18 protein-coding genes are annotated in these 15,704 nt (G+C 64.2%); 9 read left to right on the top strand and 9 right to left on the bottom strand.

Annotated features, from left to right (window positions below; genetic code table 11):
- Position 1: 1 nt before the first annotated feature.
- Positions 2 to 865 (bottom strand): LysR substrate-binding domain-containing protein, encoded by an 864-nt coding sequence (locus tag AC1DYJ_RS08480; RefSeq protein ID WP_477283469.1) that lies wholly within the window; start codon positions 863 to 865, stop codon positions 2 to 4.
- Positions 866 to 1,146: 281 nt separating this feature from the next.
- Here AC1DYJ_RS08480 and AC1DYJ_RS08475 point away from each other — a divergent pair, with 281 nt between their 5' ends.
- Positions 1,147 to 2,097: a DMT family transporter gene (locus AC1DYJ_RS08475; protein ID WP_477283471.1), complete on the top strand. Its 951-nt coding sequence runs from the start codon at positions 1,147 to 1,149 to the stop codon at positions 2,095 to 2,097.
- A 104-nt stretch (positions 2,098 to 2,201) separates the two neighbouring features.
- On the opposite strand, the gene AC1DYJ_RS08470 is transcribed toward AC1DYJ_RS08475, so the two are convergent.
- From AC1DYJ_RS08470 to AC1DYJ_RS08460, 3 genes are all read right to left on the bottom strand, one after another.
- Positions 2,202 to 2,573: a response regulator gene (locus tag AC1DYJ_RS08470; RefSeq protein ID WP_477283473.1), complete on the bottom strand. Its 372-nt coding sequence runs from the start codon at positions 2,571 to 2,573 to the stop codon at positions 2,202 to 2,204.
- Positions 2,574 to 2,637: 64 nt separating this feature from the next.
- Complete coding sequence (hpt, locus tag AC1DYJ_RS08465) at positions 2,638 to 3,180, bottom strand: hypoxanthine phosphoribosyltransferase (RefSeq protein WP_477283475.1); 543 nt, start codon at positions 3,178 to 3,180, stop codon at positions 2,638 to 2,640.
- 79 nt (positions 3,181 to 3,259) lie between these two features.
- Positions 3,260 to 3,898, bottom strand: a complete 639-nt coding sequence (locus tag AC1DYJ_RS08460) for a hypothetical protein (RefSeq protein ID WP_477283477.1) — start codon at positions 3,896 to 3,898, stop codon at positions 3,260 to 3,262.
- 180 nt (positions 3,899 to 4,078) lie between these two features.
- Between AC1DYJ_RS08460 and ftsE the strand changes: the two genes are divergently transcribed.
- From ftsE to AC1DYJ_RS08445, 3 genes are all read left to right on the top strand, one after another.
- A complete protein-coding gene (gene ftsE, locus AC1DYJ_RS08455; RefSeq protein ID WP_477283478.1) occupies positions 4,079 to 4,738 on the top strand; it encodes a cell division ATP-binding protein FtsE in 660 nt (219 codons plus the stop codon).
- The gene (locus AC1DYJ_RS08450) at positions 4,731 to 5,720 is read left to right on the top strand and encodes a cell division protein FtsX (protein WP_477283480.1); all 990 of its coding nucleotides are present in this window, start codon (positions 4,731 to 4,733) and stop codon (positions 5,718 to 5,720) included. The genes ftsE and AC1DYJ_RS08450 overlap by 8 nt, the downstream gene beginning before the upstream one ends.
- 133 nt (positions 5,721 to 5,853) lie before the next feature.
- Complete coding sequence (locus AC1DYJ_RS08445) at positions 5,854 to 6,573, top strand: YdcF family protein (protein WP_477283482.1); 720 nt, start codon at positions 5,854 to 5,856, stop codon at positions 6,571 to 6,573.
- 5 nt (positions 6,574 to 6,578) lie between these two features.
- Here the strand turns inward: AC1DYJ_RS08445 and AC1DYJ_RS08440 are convergent, their stop codons facing one another.
- A complete protein-coding gene (locus AC1DYJ_RS08440; protein WP_477283484.1) occupies positions 6,579 to 7,211 on the bottom strand; it encodes a pyridoxamine 5'-phosphate oxidase family protein in 633 nt (210 codons plus the stop codon).
- A gap of 115 nt (positions 7,212 to 7,326) precedes the next feature.
- On the opposite strand from AC1DYJ_RS08440, the gene AC1DYJ_RS08435 reads away from it, so the two are divergent.
- Both AC1DYJ_RS08435 and AC1DYJ_RS08430 read left to right on the top strand, forming a co-directional pair.
- Positions 7,327 to 8,232, top strand: coding sequence for a LysR family transcriptional regulator (locus tag AC1DYJ_RS08435; protein WP_477283486.1), 906 nt, complete (start codon positions 7,327 to 7,329; stop codon positions 8,230 to 8,232).
- A gap of 90 nt (positions 8,233 to 8,322) precedes the next feature.
- Entirely contained in the window at positions 8,323 to 9,123 is an 801-nt protein-coding gene (locus AC1DYJ_RS08430) for a lysophospholipid acyltransferase family protein (protein WP_477283488.1), read from the top strand.
- Positions 9,124 to 9,142: 19 nt separating this feature from the next.
- Here the strand turns inward: AC1DYJ_RS08430 and AC1DYJ_RS08425 are convergent, their stop codons facing one another.
- The 3 genes from AC1DYJ_RS08425 to AC1DYJ_RS08415 all read right to left on the bottom strand — a co-directional run bounded on the left by AC1DYJ_RS08425 (position 9,143) and on the right by AC1DYJ_RS08415 (position 11,937).
- A complete protein-coding gene (locus AC1DYJ_RS08425) occupies positions 9,143 to 9,769 on the bottom strand; it encodes a LysE family translocator (RefSeq protein ID WP_477283490.1) in 627 nt (208 codons plus the stop codon).
- Between the two features lie 93 nt (positions 9,770 to 9,862).
- Positions 9,863 to 10,810 (bottom strand): aldo/keto reductase, encoded by a 948-nt coding sequence (locus AC1DYJ_RS08420; protein ID WP_477283492.1) that lies wholly within the window; start codon positions 10,808 to 10,810, stop codon positions 9,863 to 9,865.
- A gap of 158 nt (positions 10,811 to 10,968) precedes the next feature.
- On the bottom strand, positions 10,969 to 11,937 hold the full coding sequence (locus AC1DYJ_RS08415) for a GlxA family transcriptional regulator (protein ID WP_477426023.1): 969 nt from the start codon (positions 11,935 to 11,937) through the stop codon (positions 10,969 to 10,971).
- Positions 11,938 to 12,096: 159 nt separating this feature from the next.
- On the opposite strand from AC1DYJ_RS08415, the gene AC1DYJ_RS08410 reads away from it, so the two are divergent.
- A complete protein-coding gene (locus AC1DYJ_RS08410; protein ID WP_477283496.1) occupies positions 12,097 to 13,077 on the top strand; it encodes a quinone oxidoreductase family protein in 981 nt (326 codons plus the stop codon).
- Here AC1DYJ_RS08410 and AC1DYJ_RS08405 read toward each other — a convergent pair.
- Positions 13,067 to 13,597, bottom strand: a complete 531-nt coding sequence (locus AC1DYJ_RS08405; protein ID WP_477283497.1) for a gamma-glutamylcyclotransferase — start codon at positions 13,595 to 13,597, stop codon at positions 13,067 to 13,069. The two genes, AC1DYJ_RS08410 and AC1DYJ_RS08405, sit on opposite strands and share 11 nt — an antisense overlap.
- 124 nt (positions 13,598 to 13,721) lie before the next feature.
- On the opposite strand from AC1DYJ_RS08405, the gene AC1DYJ_RS08400 reads away from it, so the two are divergent.
- Both AC1DYJ_RS08400 and AC1DYJ_RS08395 read left to right on the top strand, forming a co-directional pair.
- On the top strand, positions 13,722 to 14,720 hold the full coding sequence (locus AC1DYJ_RS08400; RefSeq protein WP_477283499.1) for a DUF2125 domain-containing protein: 999 nt from the start codon (positions 13,722 to 13,724) through the stop codon (positions 14,718 to 14,720).
- A 60-nt stretch (positions 14,721 to 14,780) separates the two neighbouring features.
- On the top strand, positions 14,781 to 15,704 hold the full coding sequence (locus tag AC1DYJ_RS08395; RefSeq protein ID WP_477283500.1) for a sugar kinase: 924 nt from the start codon (positions 14,781 to 14,783) through the stop codon (positions 15,702 to 15,704).

Here is a 15,704-nt window from a genome sequence, read left to right as displayed (position 1 = left end):
TCTAATCGGACCTGTTGACGAACGCTTCGCGGATCGCTTCCTGCATGCCGTCGATCGCCTCACCTGAGGCATTGGGGTTGCGATGCATCACCACATTCGAGGAATCGATGTGGCCGAACCCGTCGGCGGCGGTGAGCTCGCGGCAGCCGTCCGGAATGTTGCTGTGCGAGATCGGCGCGATCGCCAGGCCAGAGGTGACGGCGAGCTTCAGGCCGCCGGTGGTGTCGCTGGTATAGGCGACACGATAGGCCAGCCCGCGCTGCTCCAGCGATTTGATGGCAAAATCCTTGCACCAGCCGGCCCGGTTGTAGAGCGCGATCGGCACCGGCCGCTCCTCATGCATGTGATGCAGGCTCGATGTCACCCACACCGTCGGATCGTGCATCAGCACCTCGCCGCCACCTGGATCCTGCCATTCGAAGACCACGGCGAGGTCGAGCTCGCCGGCGGCAAGTGCGGCCAGTTGCGCGCCCGAATGCGCATAGCGCACCGTGACCTCGACCTTGGTGTGGCGCTTGGAGAAAGCGCCGAGCGCGCGCGACAGGATGGCGTGGCCATATTCCTCCGGAATGCCGATACGAACCGGCCCGCCGAGCGGCGCCGCCGCCATTGAGGCGGCCGTCTCGTCGAGCAGCGAAACGATGCGGCGGGCATTGACGATCAGCTCGCCTCCGCGGCGCGTCAGCGCGACGCCGCGCGAGCCGCGTTCGAACAGGCTGTCGCCGACCAGCTCCTCGAGCTTCTTCATCTGCATCGACACAGCCGACTGGGTGCGGCCGGCCTGCTCCGCCGCCCGGGTGAAATTGCCAGCTTCTGCAATGGCCACGAAGGTGCGCAGAAGATCGCTGTCGAGGGTTGGTCGCATCGAATCCGTCATAAGCAAATTTGATTGCTGGTATCATTCCAATTCGTTTGCAACATGTCAAACGCCGGACGATAGTCAGCCTACCCATTGGATATGCGACCGCGAAATCGGTTGCGGGCCAATCGAAGAGTCCTCACTCATACCCGCTGCCCGAAACGGTGGCGGGTTCTTTTTACTCCGCGGCCGGGCGGTGGCGGGCAGTTCAAATGGAAAGAGCACGATGTCGTCCGAAAACCGCTTCGCACTTTTCGGCATCATGCTCTAGGGGCCGGCAACAACGCATGCGCAACCGGATCGTTCTCGGCATCATCAGCCTGTGCCTTGGCGTGCTGGTGTTCTCGCTCCAGGACCCGCTCGTCAAGGCGGTGTCGGGCGGCTATCCCGTCACCGAAGTGATGTGGATCCGCTCGATCGTCGCTCTGCCGATCCTGATCGTTCTCGTCCATGCCGATGTCGGCTTGCGGGCCATCGCCTCGAAGCGGTTCGGCCTGCTGACGATCCGTGCCTTCATCCAGTTCAGCTCCTATACCGTCTACTACCTGGCGATCGCCGCCTTGCCGCTCGCCGACGCGGTGGCGCTCTACTTCATGGCGCCGCTGTTCATCATGGCGATGGCGGGACCCTATCTCGGCGAGCGCGTCTCCTGGCAAACGCTCGCCACTGTGCTGATCGGCATGCTGGGTGTCGTGGTGATGCTGCGCCCGGGCGCCGGCCTGTTCGACTGGGCGGCTTTCTTGTCGCTGGGTTCGGCGCTGCTCTACGGCTTTTCGCAGCTGATGGCGCGCAAGATCGGCGACACCGAATCCTCCACCGTCATGGCCTTCTACCAGAACGGCGCCTACCTCGTCGGCGCCGCCGCGGTTGCTGGCACATTCTGGCTCGCCGGCATTACCCACGCTGTCCACCCCAGCCTCGAATTCCTGGTGCGGCCATGGGTCTGGCCGACGACACCGGATTTCCTCAAGATGGCAGCCTGCGGCTTCGTCGCCTCGGCCGGCATGATCCTTCTATCGCAGGCCTATCGGCTGGCGCCGGCCAACCGCGTCGCCACCTTCGAATACACCGGGATCATCTGGTCGCCATTGTGGGGCTTCCTGTTCTTCGACGAAGTGCCGCGCTCAACCACCGCCATCGGCGCCGCGCTGATCATCGGCGCCGGGCTGCTCGCGCTCAACACCGAGCGGCGCAAGGGCGTCACCCCAGTCCTTGCAGCAAGCCAGGATGCGGCTTGAAGCTAGAGCAATTCCAGGAAAAGTGTGAAGCGGTTTTCCGTCCGGAATTGCGTAAAAACAAAGACATAGAGCAGTTCTGCGTTTCCGTGAAACGATGAACTGCTCTATGCGAAGCAGGCCAGTGCCTGTTCGACGCGGGAGCGGATTTCGGCCAGCGTGAACGGCTTTTGCACGACATCGATAATGATGCCGTTCAATTCCTCGGCGCGTTCGCGCTGATCGGCATAACCGGTCATCAGCAGGATCTTCATATCAGGGAAAAGCCTGGCCGCCGCGATCGCCATCTCGATGCCGTCCATCTCCGGCATGCGGATGTCAGAGACGACGAGGTCGTAACCGCCGCCTGCGGCACTGATCATCGCCAGTCCTTGCGCACCGTCGGCGGCAATGTCGATTGAATGCCCGGCGCGTTCGAGCGCGCGGGCGGCGAGGGTGCGGACGGACTCATCGTCCTCGACGATCAGAAGCTTTGCCATGGGCCGGAATTTGGCGGGCAAAAGTTGACTTTTTCTGAAAATTTGAAGCGTCGGACGCCTTTTCTCAGGCATCCCCTTTGACGACGCCGACGAATGGCAGTTCGCGAAAAGCGTGGGCGACGTCCATGCCGTAACCGACGACGAAATAATCGGGACAGTCGAAGCCGACATAGTCGGCATTGAGCTCGGTCTGGCGGCGCATGCGCTTGTCGAGCAGCACCGCGATGGAACAGCTTTTGGCGCCGCGGGACAGCATCAGGTTGCGGGTGAAGGAGAGCGTCTTGCCGGATTCGAGGATATCGTCGATCAGCAGCACGTCGCGGCCGGCAACCTCATTGTCGATGTCGCGCAGCACCCTTACCTCGCCGCTGGTGGTGCCGGCGCCATAGCTGGAAATGAAGATGAACTCGACCTCCGGCGACAGCCCGACATCGTGCATGGCGCGGATCAAGTCGGCGGCGAAGATGAACGAGCCCTTCAGCACCGAAATCACCAGCAGGTCGTGATAGTCGTGCTCGGCAATCTCCTTGGCGAGTTCGAGATTGCGCCGCGCGATCGCGGATGCCGAAAACAGGACCTCGATGTCCTTGCCGCGCACAACTGGCATTTATTGCCCCTTCAGAATGGAACACCGATCTTGGTGCGTTGAGAGGCCACGGGCCAATCTCACCTGAATATCAACAAAACTAGCCGGCGAAAGTGACCGCGACAGCTTTGACGCCGGTTCTAGGCACATCGAGGCGGCTGGAAAAGCCGAATCTTTCGCCGGGCGCCAGCGAACGGTTGGATGTCCCCAACGTATAGCGGGTGATGCGGCTGTCATTGCCGGTGACGCGGATTTCCAGCGGCGGCAACGGCCCGGCTCTCACCCCGTCATTGACGGCTTCGCCATCGACGAACAGCACCGGAGTGGCGCCAGACGTGTCGACACGCGAGGTGACGCCGGCAATGCTGAGTACGGTGCCCGCCGGCTGGTCGACCGTCCAGAACGGCGTCTGGCGCACCAGAGCGTGGCCGCCCGAGACCCAGAAGGCGGCGAGCGCCGCACCGACGCCGGCGATCCAGAAGACCGGCCCGCCACGCGACGCCGGCGGCCGCACGGTTGCGGCTTCCGGCTTGCGCAGCATCTCCATGCCTTCGATCGACGGTGTGGCCATGCTGCGCGCAGGCGGCTGGATGGCATCCGCCCTTGAGACACCACGTGGCAGCACCTCATAATCGGCATCGACGATGTCGGTCGCCAATGGACGCAATTCCGGCGCGACACTTGTCCCGGTCATGATTTCGCCGGAAACCGGGCGCGCGGTTCGTTGCTCAGCCATCATGGCCCCGCTGTTCGCTCTTCGTTTCTTTTGCGTAAATGGAAATGGTTAACGCTTCCCCACCGGAACCCTTGTGACGCATTCAAAAACAGCGAAAATTAACCGACGGTTAACCATGGCGGCCGATGGTCGTTTGACAGAAAGGGCTGGCACGCCGCCGCCACAGATTCCAGGTCGTCGCACGTGATCCGCTTCGAAAATGTCGGCCTCCGCTATGGCATGGGTCCGGAAATCCTCCGCGACATCTCCTTGCACATCCCGGAGAGCTCCTTCCAGTTCCTGAGCGGGCCCTCCGGCGCCGGCAAGACGACGCTGCTGCGCCTCTTGTTCATGTCGCTGAAGCCGACGCGCGGGCTGATCACCATCTTCGGCAAGGATCGCTCGCGCATCTCGCGCGCCGAACTGCCGCATCTCAGGCGCCGCATCGGCGTGGTCTTCCAGGATTTCCGCCTGCTCGACCACATGACCACCTATGAGAATGTCGCCCTGCCGCTGCGCGTGCGCGGCCGCGAGGAATCAAGCTACCGCACCGACGTCACCGAACTTTTGAAATGGGTTGGTCTGGGCGAGCGCATGCATGTGCTGCCGCCGGTCCTGTCGGGCGGCGAAAAGCAGCGCGCCGCGATTGCCCGCGCACTGATCGAGCAACCCGAAATCCTGCTGGCCGACGAGCCGACCGGCAATGTCGACCCGCCGCTGGCGCGCCGTTTGCTAAGGCTGTTCATCGAACTCAACCGTCTCGGCACCGCGGTGGTTATCGCCACCCACGACCTCGGCCTGATGGAGCAGGTCGACGCGCGCCGCATGATCCTGGCCGGCGGAAGGCTGGATATCTATGACTGAGCTATCCGCCGAACAATTGCATGAAGAGGCTGCGGAGCCGGCGGCGACGACGCAGCGCGTCCAGCGCCGCATGGCGCCGATCGTGCCGGCGCAGAACATTGCTGGCCGCGCTCTGGTGCTGGTCATCGCCATCATGACCTTCCTGTCCTGCCTGACCTTCGGCGCCGTCACGCTGGTGCGCGATACCGCCTCGGTCTGGGAGAACCAGATCTCGCGCGAGGCGACCATCCAGATCAAGCCCGTCGACGGCCTCGACATGGAGGCAGCCCTTGCCCAGGCCTCGCAGATCGTCGGCGAATTCCCCGGCGTGAAAGAGACCAAGATCATCGACCGCGACGCAACGGCGCGCCTGCTGGAGCCGTGGCTGGGCACCGGCCTCAACATCGACGAACTGCCGGTGCCGAGGCTGATCATCGTCACGATCGACGAAACCAGCCCGCCCGACTTTGCCGCCATCCGCGCGGCGATCACGCCCAAGCTGCCGAGTGCTTCGCTAGACGATCACCGCACCTGGGTCGACCGGCTGGTCGCCATGGCCCGCACCACGGTCACCATCGGCATCGCCGTCTTGGTGCTGATGCTGTCGGCGACAGTGCTGACGGTGGTGTTCGCCACCCGCGGCGCGATGGCCGGCAACGGCCACATCATCGAGGTGCTGCATTTCGTCGGCGCCGAGGCACGCTTCATCGCGCGCGAATTCCGCTGGCATTTCCTGGTCACCGGCATGAAGGGCGCTGCCGCCGGCGGCGCCGCGGCGATCCTGGTTTTCATCGTCTTTTCCTGGTGGTCGTCGCGCAACATGGCAACGCCGCAGGCCGACCAGGCGACCGCTTTGTTCGGCAATTTCGCCATCGGATCGGCAGGCTATCTCGGCGTCGGCCTGATGGTGCTGGTGATCGGCGGGCTGACGGCGGCGACATCGCACGCCACCGTCGTCGCCTATCTCAGCGACATCGATGTCCGTCAGCCGGATGCGGGCTGAGCAATGACGGCAGAAGCGAAACAGCCTAGCGAGGCAAGGACAGGAACAAAGGGGCGATCACGGATCGAAAACTGACGTAACGCAATGTGCGCTTTTTTCCTTATCAAGGCGGCATTTCAGGATTAACCATAGGATGATGAACGCGCGGGAATCGACCGGAACGGCTGGGCAGATGCCAGTGGTGGGTGCGCGTGTGCGCACCGGGCCGAGCCGTTTGCGCACCGCCCTTCGTCTCGCCTCCCTGTGTCTGCTCCTGCTGGTGGCGCTGTTTGCCGGCGGCTTCGGCTGGTTCGCCAGCAAGGTCAGTCACATGACCACGCCTGCCAATCCGGCCAAGGCCGACGCCATCATCGTCTTGACTGGCGGCCAGGCGCGCCTCGACGCCGCACTCGACCTGCTTGCCTCGGGCAAGGGCGAGCGGCTGCTGATCTCAGGCGTGCATCCCTCCGCCAGCCGTCGCCAACTGCAGGCTGCAACCGGCGGCGACAAGGCGCTGTTTTCCTGCTGCGTCGACATCGACCGCGCCGCGCTCGACACGATCGGCAATGCCCAGGAGAGCGCCAAATGGGTGGAGAGCCACGCCTATGGCAGCGTCATCCTGGTCACCAACAATTATCACATGCCGCGCAGCCTGCTGGAGATGGGCCGCCTGCTGCATGGCGCCAGGCTCGAACCCTATCCGGTGGTCAACACCAATCTCGACAATGGCGACTGGCTGACCAAGCCGGAAGCGCTGCGCGTTCTCCTGACCGAATACAGCAAATACCTGCTGGCGCTGGCGCGCGGCATCGTCCCGATCCGCCAGACCGCCGGCAGCGTCGCGCTGGCCGAGGTTTCGACCGCCAAGGACTGAACCTGTTACCCCTTGACCGCGCCGTCCGAGGCGCCACGCAGCCGGGCAATTTCCTGTTCAAGCTTCTCAATCCGCTTGTCGCGTTCGGCAAGTGCGGCCGCCACGTCGGCGGCCTCGAAACGCTGCGGTATGTGTTGCGGGCAATTGGCATCCCAGGCCGAGACGGTGAACAGGATGACCTGCTCGGGACGCGCCTTGTAGTCCTGCGGCATCAGCTTTGCCAAAAGCTCGGCATCGTCCTCGACGACGCGCGCCGTGCCCCAGATCTTGACGCGCTGCCGATGCGCATAGTCGATCAGGAACAGGAACGCCTGGTTGTTGTCGGCAAGATTGCCCTGGGTGATGAACTGCCTGTTGCCCGAGAAGTCGGCAAAGCCGATGGTCTTCTCGTCCAACACCTTGAGGAAGCCGGCAGGCCCGCCGCGATGCTGGATATAAGGCTGGCCCTCGCCATTGGCCGTCGACAGGAAGACACTGGTTTGCGCGCCGATGAAGCCGGCAAGATCTGGCGTGATAACGGCACTCCATCCACCGCGCTCCTCGGCGCTGGCATAACCCCTGCGCGATCCTTTACGGGTCTGGATTGCCTTGACCGTCGGCGTGAAGGCGACATCGCTGGTGAAGGTGTGAGCGTTCATGGAAACCTCCTCGAGGCCAAACCTCTGGCCACCGTAGCCTCTGATGTAGAGGCTTCCATCTTCCGGATGTAGATGGCATATTCGTAACCTGTCCTTCCATTTTCTGGAACAAGTGATGGATCGCTTCGAAGCCATGTCGCTGTTCGTCGCCGCGGTGGAAGCCGGCAGCCTTTCCGCCGCCGGTCGCCGCTTCGGCATTCCGCTGGCGACGGTCAGCCGCAAGGTCTCCGACCTCGAGAAGCATCTGAACACGCGACTGCTGAACCGCTCGACAAGGCAGCTGACGCTGACCGATGCCGGCCAGGCCTATCTCGCCGCCTGCCGCCGCATCCTGGGCGAGGTCGGCGAGGCCGAGCGCACCGCCGCCGGCGAATACAGCGCGCCGACCGGCGACCTGTTCATCACCGCGCCGGTCGTCTTCGGCCGACTGCACGTGCTGCCGGTGGTCACCGAGTTCCTGGCCGCCTATCCCCAGGTGAACATCCGCCTGACGCTGGTCGACCGGATCACCCAGCTGACCGAGGAGCATCTCGATCTGGCCCTCCGCATCGGCGAACTTGCGCCGTCGAGCCTGGTCGCCATCCGCGTCGGCGCGATCCGCCGCGTGGTGTGCGCCAGCCCCGCCTATATCGCCGCGCACGGCATTCCACAGGAGCCGGAGGATCTGGCTGCGCATGAATGCATCAGTTTCGAAGGGCCCTCCGCCCTCGCCAGTTGGAGCTTTGCGGGCGAAAAGCGGGAGATCATCGTACCGATCCGCTCACGCCTTCGCATCAACACGGCGGAAGCGGCGATCGATGCCGCGATTGCGGGCACCGGCCTGACGCGGGTGCTGTCCTACCAGATCGCGGATGCGGTGCGTTCGGGCGCGCTTGTCCCCGTCTTGCAGTCGTTCGAGCCGCCGCCCTGGCCGGTGAGCCTCGTCCATGCCGGCCAGGGCTTGCTGCCGGTGAAACTGAGGGCATTCCTCGATTTCGCCGCTCCCCGGCTGAAGCAGCGGCTGCTGCAGGCGGCGTGGTAAACTGAGGGCTGGCTGCGGCCATTGCGGCGTTTCCTTTTTGCCCGCGCTTGGTGTAACCAACGCACACCTCCTCAACGGGCCTTTCCCCGCATGCTCTATATCCGCTCGCTGGCGTTCAACTTCGTCTTCTACGTCAACCTGATCGTCCAGATGATCTTCTGGACCCCGTATTATTTCCTGTCGCCGCGCCACCGCGCCTGGTTCGTGCCGAAATTCTGGTCGGGCACCTGCATGTGGCTCTACGACAAGATCGCCGGGACGAAGAGCGAGATCACCGGCCTGGAGAACCTGCCCGAGGGCTCCTTCATCCTGGCGCCGAAACACCAGTCGTTCTGGGACGCGATCGCCTTCTTTCCGTTTCTTCAGGACCCGCTTTACATCCTGAAGCGCGAGCTCACCTGGATCCCCTTCTTCGGCTGGTACATCCTGAAGATGCGGATGATCCCGGTCCACCGCGGCAGCCGCTCCAAGGCGTTGAAGCAGGTCGTTGCCTCGACAAAGCAGGAGATGGCACGCAATCCGCGCCAGCTGATCATCTATCCCGAGGGCACGCGCCGGGCGCCGGGCGACGAGCCGGCCTACAAATACGGCATCGTCGAAATCTATGCGCAGCTTGGCGTTCCGGTGGTGCCGGTCGCCCATGTCGCCGGCCTCTATTGGCCGCGCCGGAAGTTCCTGCGCTTTCCCGGCACGGTCAAGGCGCGCTTCCTGCCGCCGATCCCGCCTGGCCTAGGCAAGGATGAGTTCATGCAGCGGCTGATCGGCGACACCGAAGCCGCCTGCGACCAGTTGCTCATCGAGGCATCGCAGGCACCGAACGCGCCACCAATGCCGCCAACGGCGGTGAAGCGGCTGGCCGAACTCGCCGAAGCTACAAAAACCAAGGCCTGATCTCCGGCGCCGCTTGGGCTCAAGGCCACGCCGCCAATGCCGTTGTCACCACCAGCGTTGCGGCGAACACCAGGTTGATGATCCGCGACGCCAGCGGCTGGCGCAGATACCGCGCGAAGGCAGCACCCGCCAGTAACCACAGCACATGGATGGCGACGATCATCAGGGTGAGAACCGCGAGCCTCGCTGGGACACCGAGAGCGTCAGTGCCGGCCGCTGTCGCGGAGCCGGCAAGCACGGCTGCAATCGCCACATAGGCCTTTGGGTTGGCGACAGCGAGCAGGAAGCCCCCGAGGAAGGTTGGCAGCACCGCCCCGCTCTCGCGTGCCGCCAGCGGCGGCGCCGTCGCTATTTTATAGGCGAGATAGAGGATGTAGGCGGCGGAAGCGACCGCCAGCACCGGCGCCACTCCCGGCATCGAGGTGAGGATAGCCGTGATGCCGGTGGCCACCACCAGCAGCACCGCGACCGTGCCGAGAATGATCCCTAAGGCGTAGCGCAGCGAATTGCGCAGGCCAAAGGCGGCGCCTATCGCCGTAACGCTGATCGTCGCCGGGCCTGGACTACCCATGACGACGCTTGCCGCCAGCACCAGCGCCAGCAATTGCTGCCAGGGCTGCACCTGCGAAAGGATTTCTGTGGCCATGCTGCTCCCTCTCCCACGATAGTGGAGAGCAGTGTGGCGAGCCGGACTTCCGTCGTCTTGAACGATCGTGCCGAACCTGATCGGCAGCCTTCGCTAGGCGCTGGCCTTGTCCAGCGCCGCGATATCCTCGGCAGAAAGCTTCAGCGATGCGGCGCGCACCAGGCTGTCGACCTGGTCCAGCGTCGTGGCGCTGGCGATCGGCGCGGTGATGCCGGGCTGCGCCATCACCCAGGCGAGCGCCACTTCCGCCTGGCTGGCCGAATGCCGCGCCGACACAGCGTCGAGCGCCGCCAGGATGCGCATGCCGCGCGCATTGAGATAGCCCTTCACGCCACCGCCGCGTTCACTTTTGCCAAGATCGGCCTCGCTGCGGTATTTGCCGCTCAAAAACCCTTTGGCGAGAGCGAAATAGGTGATGACGCCGATATCCTCCGCCGCGCACAGATCATGCAGCGGCCCGTCGAAGGACGAGCTATCGTAGAGATTGTATTCCGGCTGCAGCACGGCATAGCGCGGCAGGCCACGCAGGCTGGCCACATCGAGCGCCGCACGCAACTGGCCGGCGTCGAGGTTCGAGGCGCCGATATGGCGGACCTTGCCGGCGGCGAGCAGCTTCTCGTAGGTGCCGAGCGTTTCCTCGTAAGGCGTGGTCGGGTCTGGCCAATGCGACAGATAGAGGTCGATCACATCGGTCTGCAGCCGCTTCAGCGACGCCTCCACCGCCCTTTCGATATGGGCGGCCGACAGGTCCTTCTTGCCTTGCCCCATATCCGAGCCGACCTTGGTGATGACGACGATCTTGTCGCGGTTGCCACGGCTTTTCATCCATTTGCCGATGATCGTTTCGGACTCGCCGCCCTTGTTGCCGGGCACCCAGCGCGAATAGGCATCCGCCGTGTCGATGGCGTTGAGGCCGGCGCCGGCGAAGCGGTCGAGCAGGTCGAAGGAAGTCTTCTCGTCGGCGGTCCAGCCGAACACATTGCCGCCCAGAACCAGCGGCGCGATGGAAAGGTCGGTTTGACCGAGACGGCGTTTCTGCAAGATTGGCTCCGTGGGGCTAGGGGCGGCAGGCGAACCCGAATGCTTCGGGCCGCAGCTAAGCTAGGTCTCGCCGTGCCGAGGTCAAAGGCCTCAGCGAATTTTCCAGCGGACCAGCGCTTCACAAAGGCGCGACCGTTTCGCCCAAAACCTCGCCATTTCTACTGGCTTTGACGCCGGTATTCACCGGGTGGCAGTCCAACTGTGCGGTTGAAAAGCCGGCTGAACGAGGCCGCATCCTGGTAGCCGACCTGATAGCATATCTCCGCAACACCAAGCCTGGTGCCTTCGAGAAGCGACTTGGCGGCCTCGAGCCGTTGGTCCTGGATCCATCGGCCGGGAGTCGTGTGCAACTCATCGGCAAACCGGCGCGCCAGCGTTCGCGGCGACAGGCCGAGATGCGCGCCAAGCAAGGCAAGGTCGAGCGTTCTGAGTTGGCTTCTTGCCAAGACTTCGAGGCGGTCACGCAACGGCTCATGCAAGGGCAGCAGGTCGGTCAGCGGGAATTCATAGGGCGCCTGGCTCTGGCGCGACGGCGGCAGCACCAGGAGTTTACGGACCAGCCGCTCCTCCTTGGCGAAGCCAAGATCCTTAAGAAGCGCCTTGCCGAGCTCGAGGCCTGAAAAGCCTCCGCCGCACGTATAGATCCGGCCGTCCCCGACCAGGACACGGGACGCGTCCCAGCGCACTTTCGGAAAACGGCGCTGGGCATCGGCCTTCAGCCACCAGGAGATCGTCGCGCGTTTTCGATCGAGAAGGCCGGCATCGGCCAGGAAATAACCAGCACCGCAATGCGCGGCGATAATGGCGCCGTCACGCTGCGCCCTGGCGATCAGCGGCGCGGCATGACGGCTCTCTTCCTCCAGTGCTGTAACCAGCTCCGGTATTTGCATGCCGGGCATGGCAAGCAGGATCAGCAGGTCCATCCGCTGCGAGGGTTCGCGTCTGGTGTGAAAGGAAATTCCCGGCGTCGTCGTGGCGTCTGCCTGCCGTGCCACGAATTCGAAGGAAATCGCCGGCGCACCGCGAAGGGTGTTCACCAGATCGAACATTTCGACGAGCGTGGCGGCGACCGCCGAATAGAAAGTCGATGGCAGCCAGATCACGGCGTGAACAGGGCGTTTTTCCACAATTCGTCCTCGAACCAATGATATGGCAAGTTTAGCACATAGATTGTCAATTCTGCCAATTCTGGTTTTTGCCGGCCGAACCTAGGTTCCGCGGCGCCGATGCAAATGTCGGCGCTCGCGGTCTGGTCGCCTCCAGACCGCTGCCATTTGGAGACCGGCATGAAAGCAATTCTATTCGACGAGATCGGCTCACCGCGGGACGTGCTCTATCTCGATGATGTCCCCTCCCCGCGCGTCGGCGATGGCGAAGTGCTGGTCAGGATGGTGTCGGCCTCGGTCAACCCGGGCGACTTTCTGTTCATCCAGAACCTCTATCCCGAACCAAAGAAGCCGCATTTTCCCCGGCAGATCGCCGGAAACCATGGCGCCGGTATTGTCGAAGCGGCAGGGGCAGGCGTCGCCCTGGAACCCGGCACGCTGGTCGCGTTCAGCTACTACAACAGCTGGGCCGAGTACGCGGTCATCCCCGCCGAATGGCTGATCCCTTTGCCCGCCGACTATCCCGCCGAACGCGCCGGGCAGATGGTGAACCCGATCACCGCCTGGGATCTGTTGGGGGATTCCAGGGTGCAGCCTGGCCAGTGGCTGGCGGTCACGGCCGGCTACTCATCGATTTCAACCATGGTGATGCAGTTCGCCCAACGGCGCGGCATCAACGTCATCGCGGTGGTGCGACGCCAGCATCAAAGGCTGGACTTGAAGGCGCTTGGCGCCACCGCCATCCTCGACCTGTCGGACGTGAAGGGCGGCATAAGGGAAGCTGTCATGGACATGACTGCCGGCGCGGGACTGAACGGCATCATCGACAATGTCGGCGGGCCGGCCAGCGGCGAGTTGATCCGCACCCTTGCTCTTGGCGGGCAGATGGTCATCAACGGCGGCATGAGCGCCGAGCGTTTCGAACTGCACAATTTCGACGTGCTGCTGAGCGGCGCCGAAATCAGGGCAAACATCTATCGCTACTTCTTTTCGCCGCCTGTCGAAGCCGACCGGCCGATGCTACGCGAGATTGTCGACATCTTCGGCCAGCCTGGCTTCCACATCCCTGTCGGCGGCATCCATCCGCTGAGCGAGTTCAAGCTTGCCGTCACAAACAGCTTGGATCGCGCCGATCTCGGGAAACAGATCTTCACGATGTAGCGTTGGGCGCGACCCGTCTCGCCACCTCTTCCAGCCAGTGATCGCTGATACCGAGCGCTTCGAGGTGTTCGACCGTGCTCACCACATAGTCCTCATTGTTTCCGGACTGGCCGACGGCGCCGCGGATGACGCTCGCCGCATGTTCTGCATCGAGCCCGCCGGCATACTGCTCATGCTGGCGGTCGACGATGTAGGCGACCGCCGGAACCGTTTCGCCGCCGTCGAGGCGGATGTCGAGCACACGCTCGAGATAGACGCTGGTCACCAGTTCGCGCTCGCGCAGATAGGCAAGCACCTCATCGCGCAACTCGCCGGGCACGCGAAAAGCCAGCCCGATGCAGGAGCCGCCGAGGTCGAGGCCGAGCACCAGGCCCGGCCGCTCACGCGTGCCGCGATGCACGAAGGAATAGACGCAGAGCGACCGCCGGTAGCCGTAAAGGCGGGCGCGCCGGGTCTCGACATGCGCAAATCCGGGCCGCCAGATCAGCGAGCCGTAGCCAAAAACCCAAAAATCGCCCATATCGCCAAGCCTGATTGCACGAGAGTGACGCCGCCGCATCGGAATCGGTGCTCTCTTCTGTCTTTTTGCTTGTTGCGTAAACCACAGTCCACCCGCAACACGCCGCGTTAATGAAAGCCGCAGCATGACGTCAACTGACGAGCGTCCGTCAAAATTTCGCCGCCGGCTGTTCTGGCTCACCGCTTTCGTCGTCATGCTGTTCGGCGTCTACAGCGCCGTCTGGTTCTATGTCGCAGGCCGGGTCAGAAGCGAGGCTGACAAGGCGGTGGCGCAGCTCAACGCCAAAGGCATCGAGGCCGGCTGCGCCAATCTCACCGTCAGCGGCTACCCCCTGAGCTTCGTCGTCTCCTGTGACACGCTGGCCTACGAGGATGACACCAGGAACGTCGCCGCCTCGACCGGCAGCTTCAATTTCGTGGCCGAACTCATCCGCCCCCTGTCGCCCGCCGCCGAGTTGCGCGGACCGCTACGCACATCGGTGCCGGGAATGACGCCGCTATGGATCGACTGGGACAATCTGCAGGCCGGTGCAAAGCTGTCCTGGCCCGTGCCCCGCAGCATTTCGCTGCAGGCCGAAGGCCTGTCCGGCCAGACCGACCCGGCCGACGACACCGACCCGGTTTCGCTGTTCAGCGCGGGAACCGCGGCGGGCGAGCTGCGGCCCGACGGGCAGGACCTCGGCTATGTCGGCAGCTTCACCGATCTTGAGATCGACGCCGACGCGATCGGCGGGCGCGTGCTGCCGCCGCTCGACGGCAGCGGTGACGCAACGCTGAAGAACGGGGTGGCGCTGATGCAGACCGAAGCCAGGAGCCTGCGTGGCCAGGCCGCCGACATCCACAAGCTCGACCTGTCGTCGGGAACCGCGCGCATCACCGTCTCCGGCCCGGTGTCGGTCGACGCCAATGGCCTGATCAATGCCGATTTGACGATCAAGCTGCAGGACCCGAAAGCCGTGGCGGCAATCCTCGCCACCGCAATCCCGGAGCAGAAGAGCCAGATCGAGCAAGGCTTTGCCGGCCTGGCGCTGCTCGGCAACGAACCGTCGATGCCGCTCAAGGTGGTCAAGGGCAAGGCCTCGCTCGGCTTCATTCCGCTGGGCAAGATCAAGCCACTCGACTAGACCATGATCCCAAGGCGGGAACCGCTTTTGGGGGAAGATCATGCTTAGCCAAGCCAATCCATGAGCCTGCCGATAAAATTGCTGAGCGTTGGTGCGCTGACGCTGGACACAATTCTGCGCGTCGAAACCTTGCCCACGCATCAGGGCAAGTTCATCGCCTCGGACGGCGTCCAGATCGCTGCCGGCATGGCGACGAGTGCGGCCTGCGCCGCACGCCGTCTCGGCGCCGAGGTGTTTTTGTGGGCAAGCGTGGGTGACGATGGCGTCGGCGACCAACTGCTGGCAGGCGTCGAAGCCGAGGGCGTCGATTGCAGCTTTGTCCGCCGCGTCAAAGGCGCGCGTTCGGCGCTGGCCTCGATCGTGGTCGACGCCCATGGCGAGCGCATCATCGTGCCCTTCTACGACCCGAACGCCCAGGCCGACCCCGAGGCGCTGCCGGCCACCGACCTCGCCGCCTTCGACGCCGTGCTGGTCGACGTGCGCTGGCCGGGTGCTGCGGCGTTCGCCTTGACCGCCGCGCGCAGCGCCGGCCGTCCGGCGATCCTCGATGCCGACACCGCGCCGCTCGATGTGCTGGAGCGTCTGTTGCCGCTGGCCTCGCACATCGTCGCGTCGGAGACGGCGGCGCGCATCGTCTGCGGCCACGCGCTCGATCCCGAAACCGCCTGCGCCGACCTCGCCAGCCGCACCGATGCCTTCGTCGCGGTCACCGGCGGCGCGGCGGGAAGCTGGTGGCATGACCGGTCCGCCGGCTGCGTTCGCCACATCGCGGCGCCGAAGGTCAAGGCGGTCGACACGCTTGCCGCCGGCGACGTTTTCCACGGCGCCTTTGCCGTTGGGCTTGCCGAAGCCATGCCGCTCGGGCAGGCCCTGCGCTTTGCCAGTGCGGCCGCCGCGCTCAAGTGCCAGCGTTTTGGTGGCCGGCTGGGCGCGCCAAACAGGGACGAGACGCTGGCCATGGTCGCAGCGACCTGGCCCGCCTGA

The organism is Mesorhizobium sp. P2_B11, from assembly GCF_056404855.1.
Note: the sequence above shows the minus strand (reverse complement) of the source record. Positions and strands in the feature narration are given on the sequence as shown.

Coding starts and splice junctions, on each gene's coding strand:
- AC1DYJ_RS08480 (WP_477283469.1), bottom strand. CDS start 865: ATGCGACCAACCCTCGACAGCGATCTTCTGCGCACCTTCGTGGCCATT.
- AC1DYJ_RS08475 (WP_477283471.1), top strand. CDS start 1,147: ATGCGCAACCGGATCGTTCTCGGCATCATCAGCCTGTGCCTTGGCGTG.
- AC1DYJ_RS08470 (WP_477283473.1), bottom strand. CDS start 2,573: ATGGCAAAGCTTCTGATCGTCGAGGACGATGAGTCCGTCCGCACCCTC.
- hpt (WP_477283475.1), bottom strand. CDS start 3,180: ATGCCAGTTGTGCGCGGCAAGGACATCGAGGTCCTGTTTTCGGCATCC.
- AC1DYJ_RS08460 (WP_477283477.1), bottom strand. CDS start 3,898: ATGATGGCTGAGCAACGAACCGCGCGCCCGGTTTCCGGCGAAATCATG.
- AC1DYJ_RS08450 (WP_477283480.1), top strand. CDS start 4,731: ATGACTGAGCTATCCGCCGAACAATTGCATGAAGAGGCTGCGGAGCCG.
- AC1DYJ_RS08445 (WP_477283482.1), top strand. CDS start 5,854: ATGATGAACGCGCGGGAATCGACCGGAACGGCTGGGCAGATGCCAGTG.
- AC1DYJ_RS08440 (WP_477283484.1), bottom strand. CDS start 7,211: ATGAACGCTCACACCTTCACCAGCGATGTCGCCTTCACGCCGACGGTC.
- AC1DYJ_RS08435 (WP_477283486.1), top strand. CDS start 7,327: ATGGATCGCTTCGAAGCCATGTCGCTGTTCGTCGCCGCGGTGGAAGCC.
- AC1DYJ_RS08430 (WP_477283488.1), top strand. CDS start 8,323: ATGCTCTATATCCGCTCGCTGGCGTTCAACTTCGTCTTCTACGTCAAC.
- AC1DYJ_RS08425 (WP_477283490.1), bottom strand. CDS start 9,769: ATGGCCACAGAAATCCTTTCGCAGGTGCAGCCCTGGCAGCAATTGCTG.
- AC1DYJ_RS08410 (WP_477283496.1), top strand. CDS start 12,097: ATGAAAGCAATTCTATTCGACGAGATCGGCTCACCGCGGGACGTGCTC.
- AC1DYJ_RS08405 (WP_477283497.1), bottom strand. CDS start 13,597: ATGGGCGATTTTTGGGTTTTTGGCTACGGCTCGCTGATCTGGCGGCCC.
- AC1DYJ_RS08400 (WP_477283499.1), top strand. CDS start 13,722: ATGACGTCAACTGACGAGCGTCCGTCAAAATTTCGCCGCCGGCTGTTC.
- AC1DYJ_RS08395 (WP_477283500.1), top strand. CDS start 14,781: ATGAGCCTGCCGATAAAATTGCTGAGCGTTGGTGCGCTGACGCTGGAC.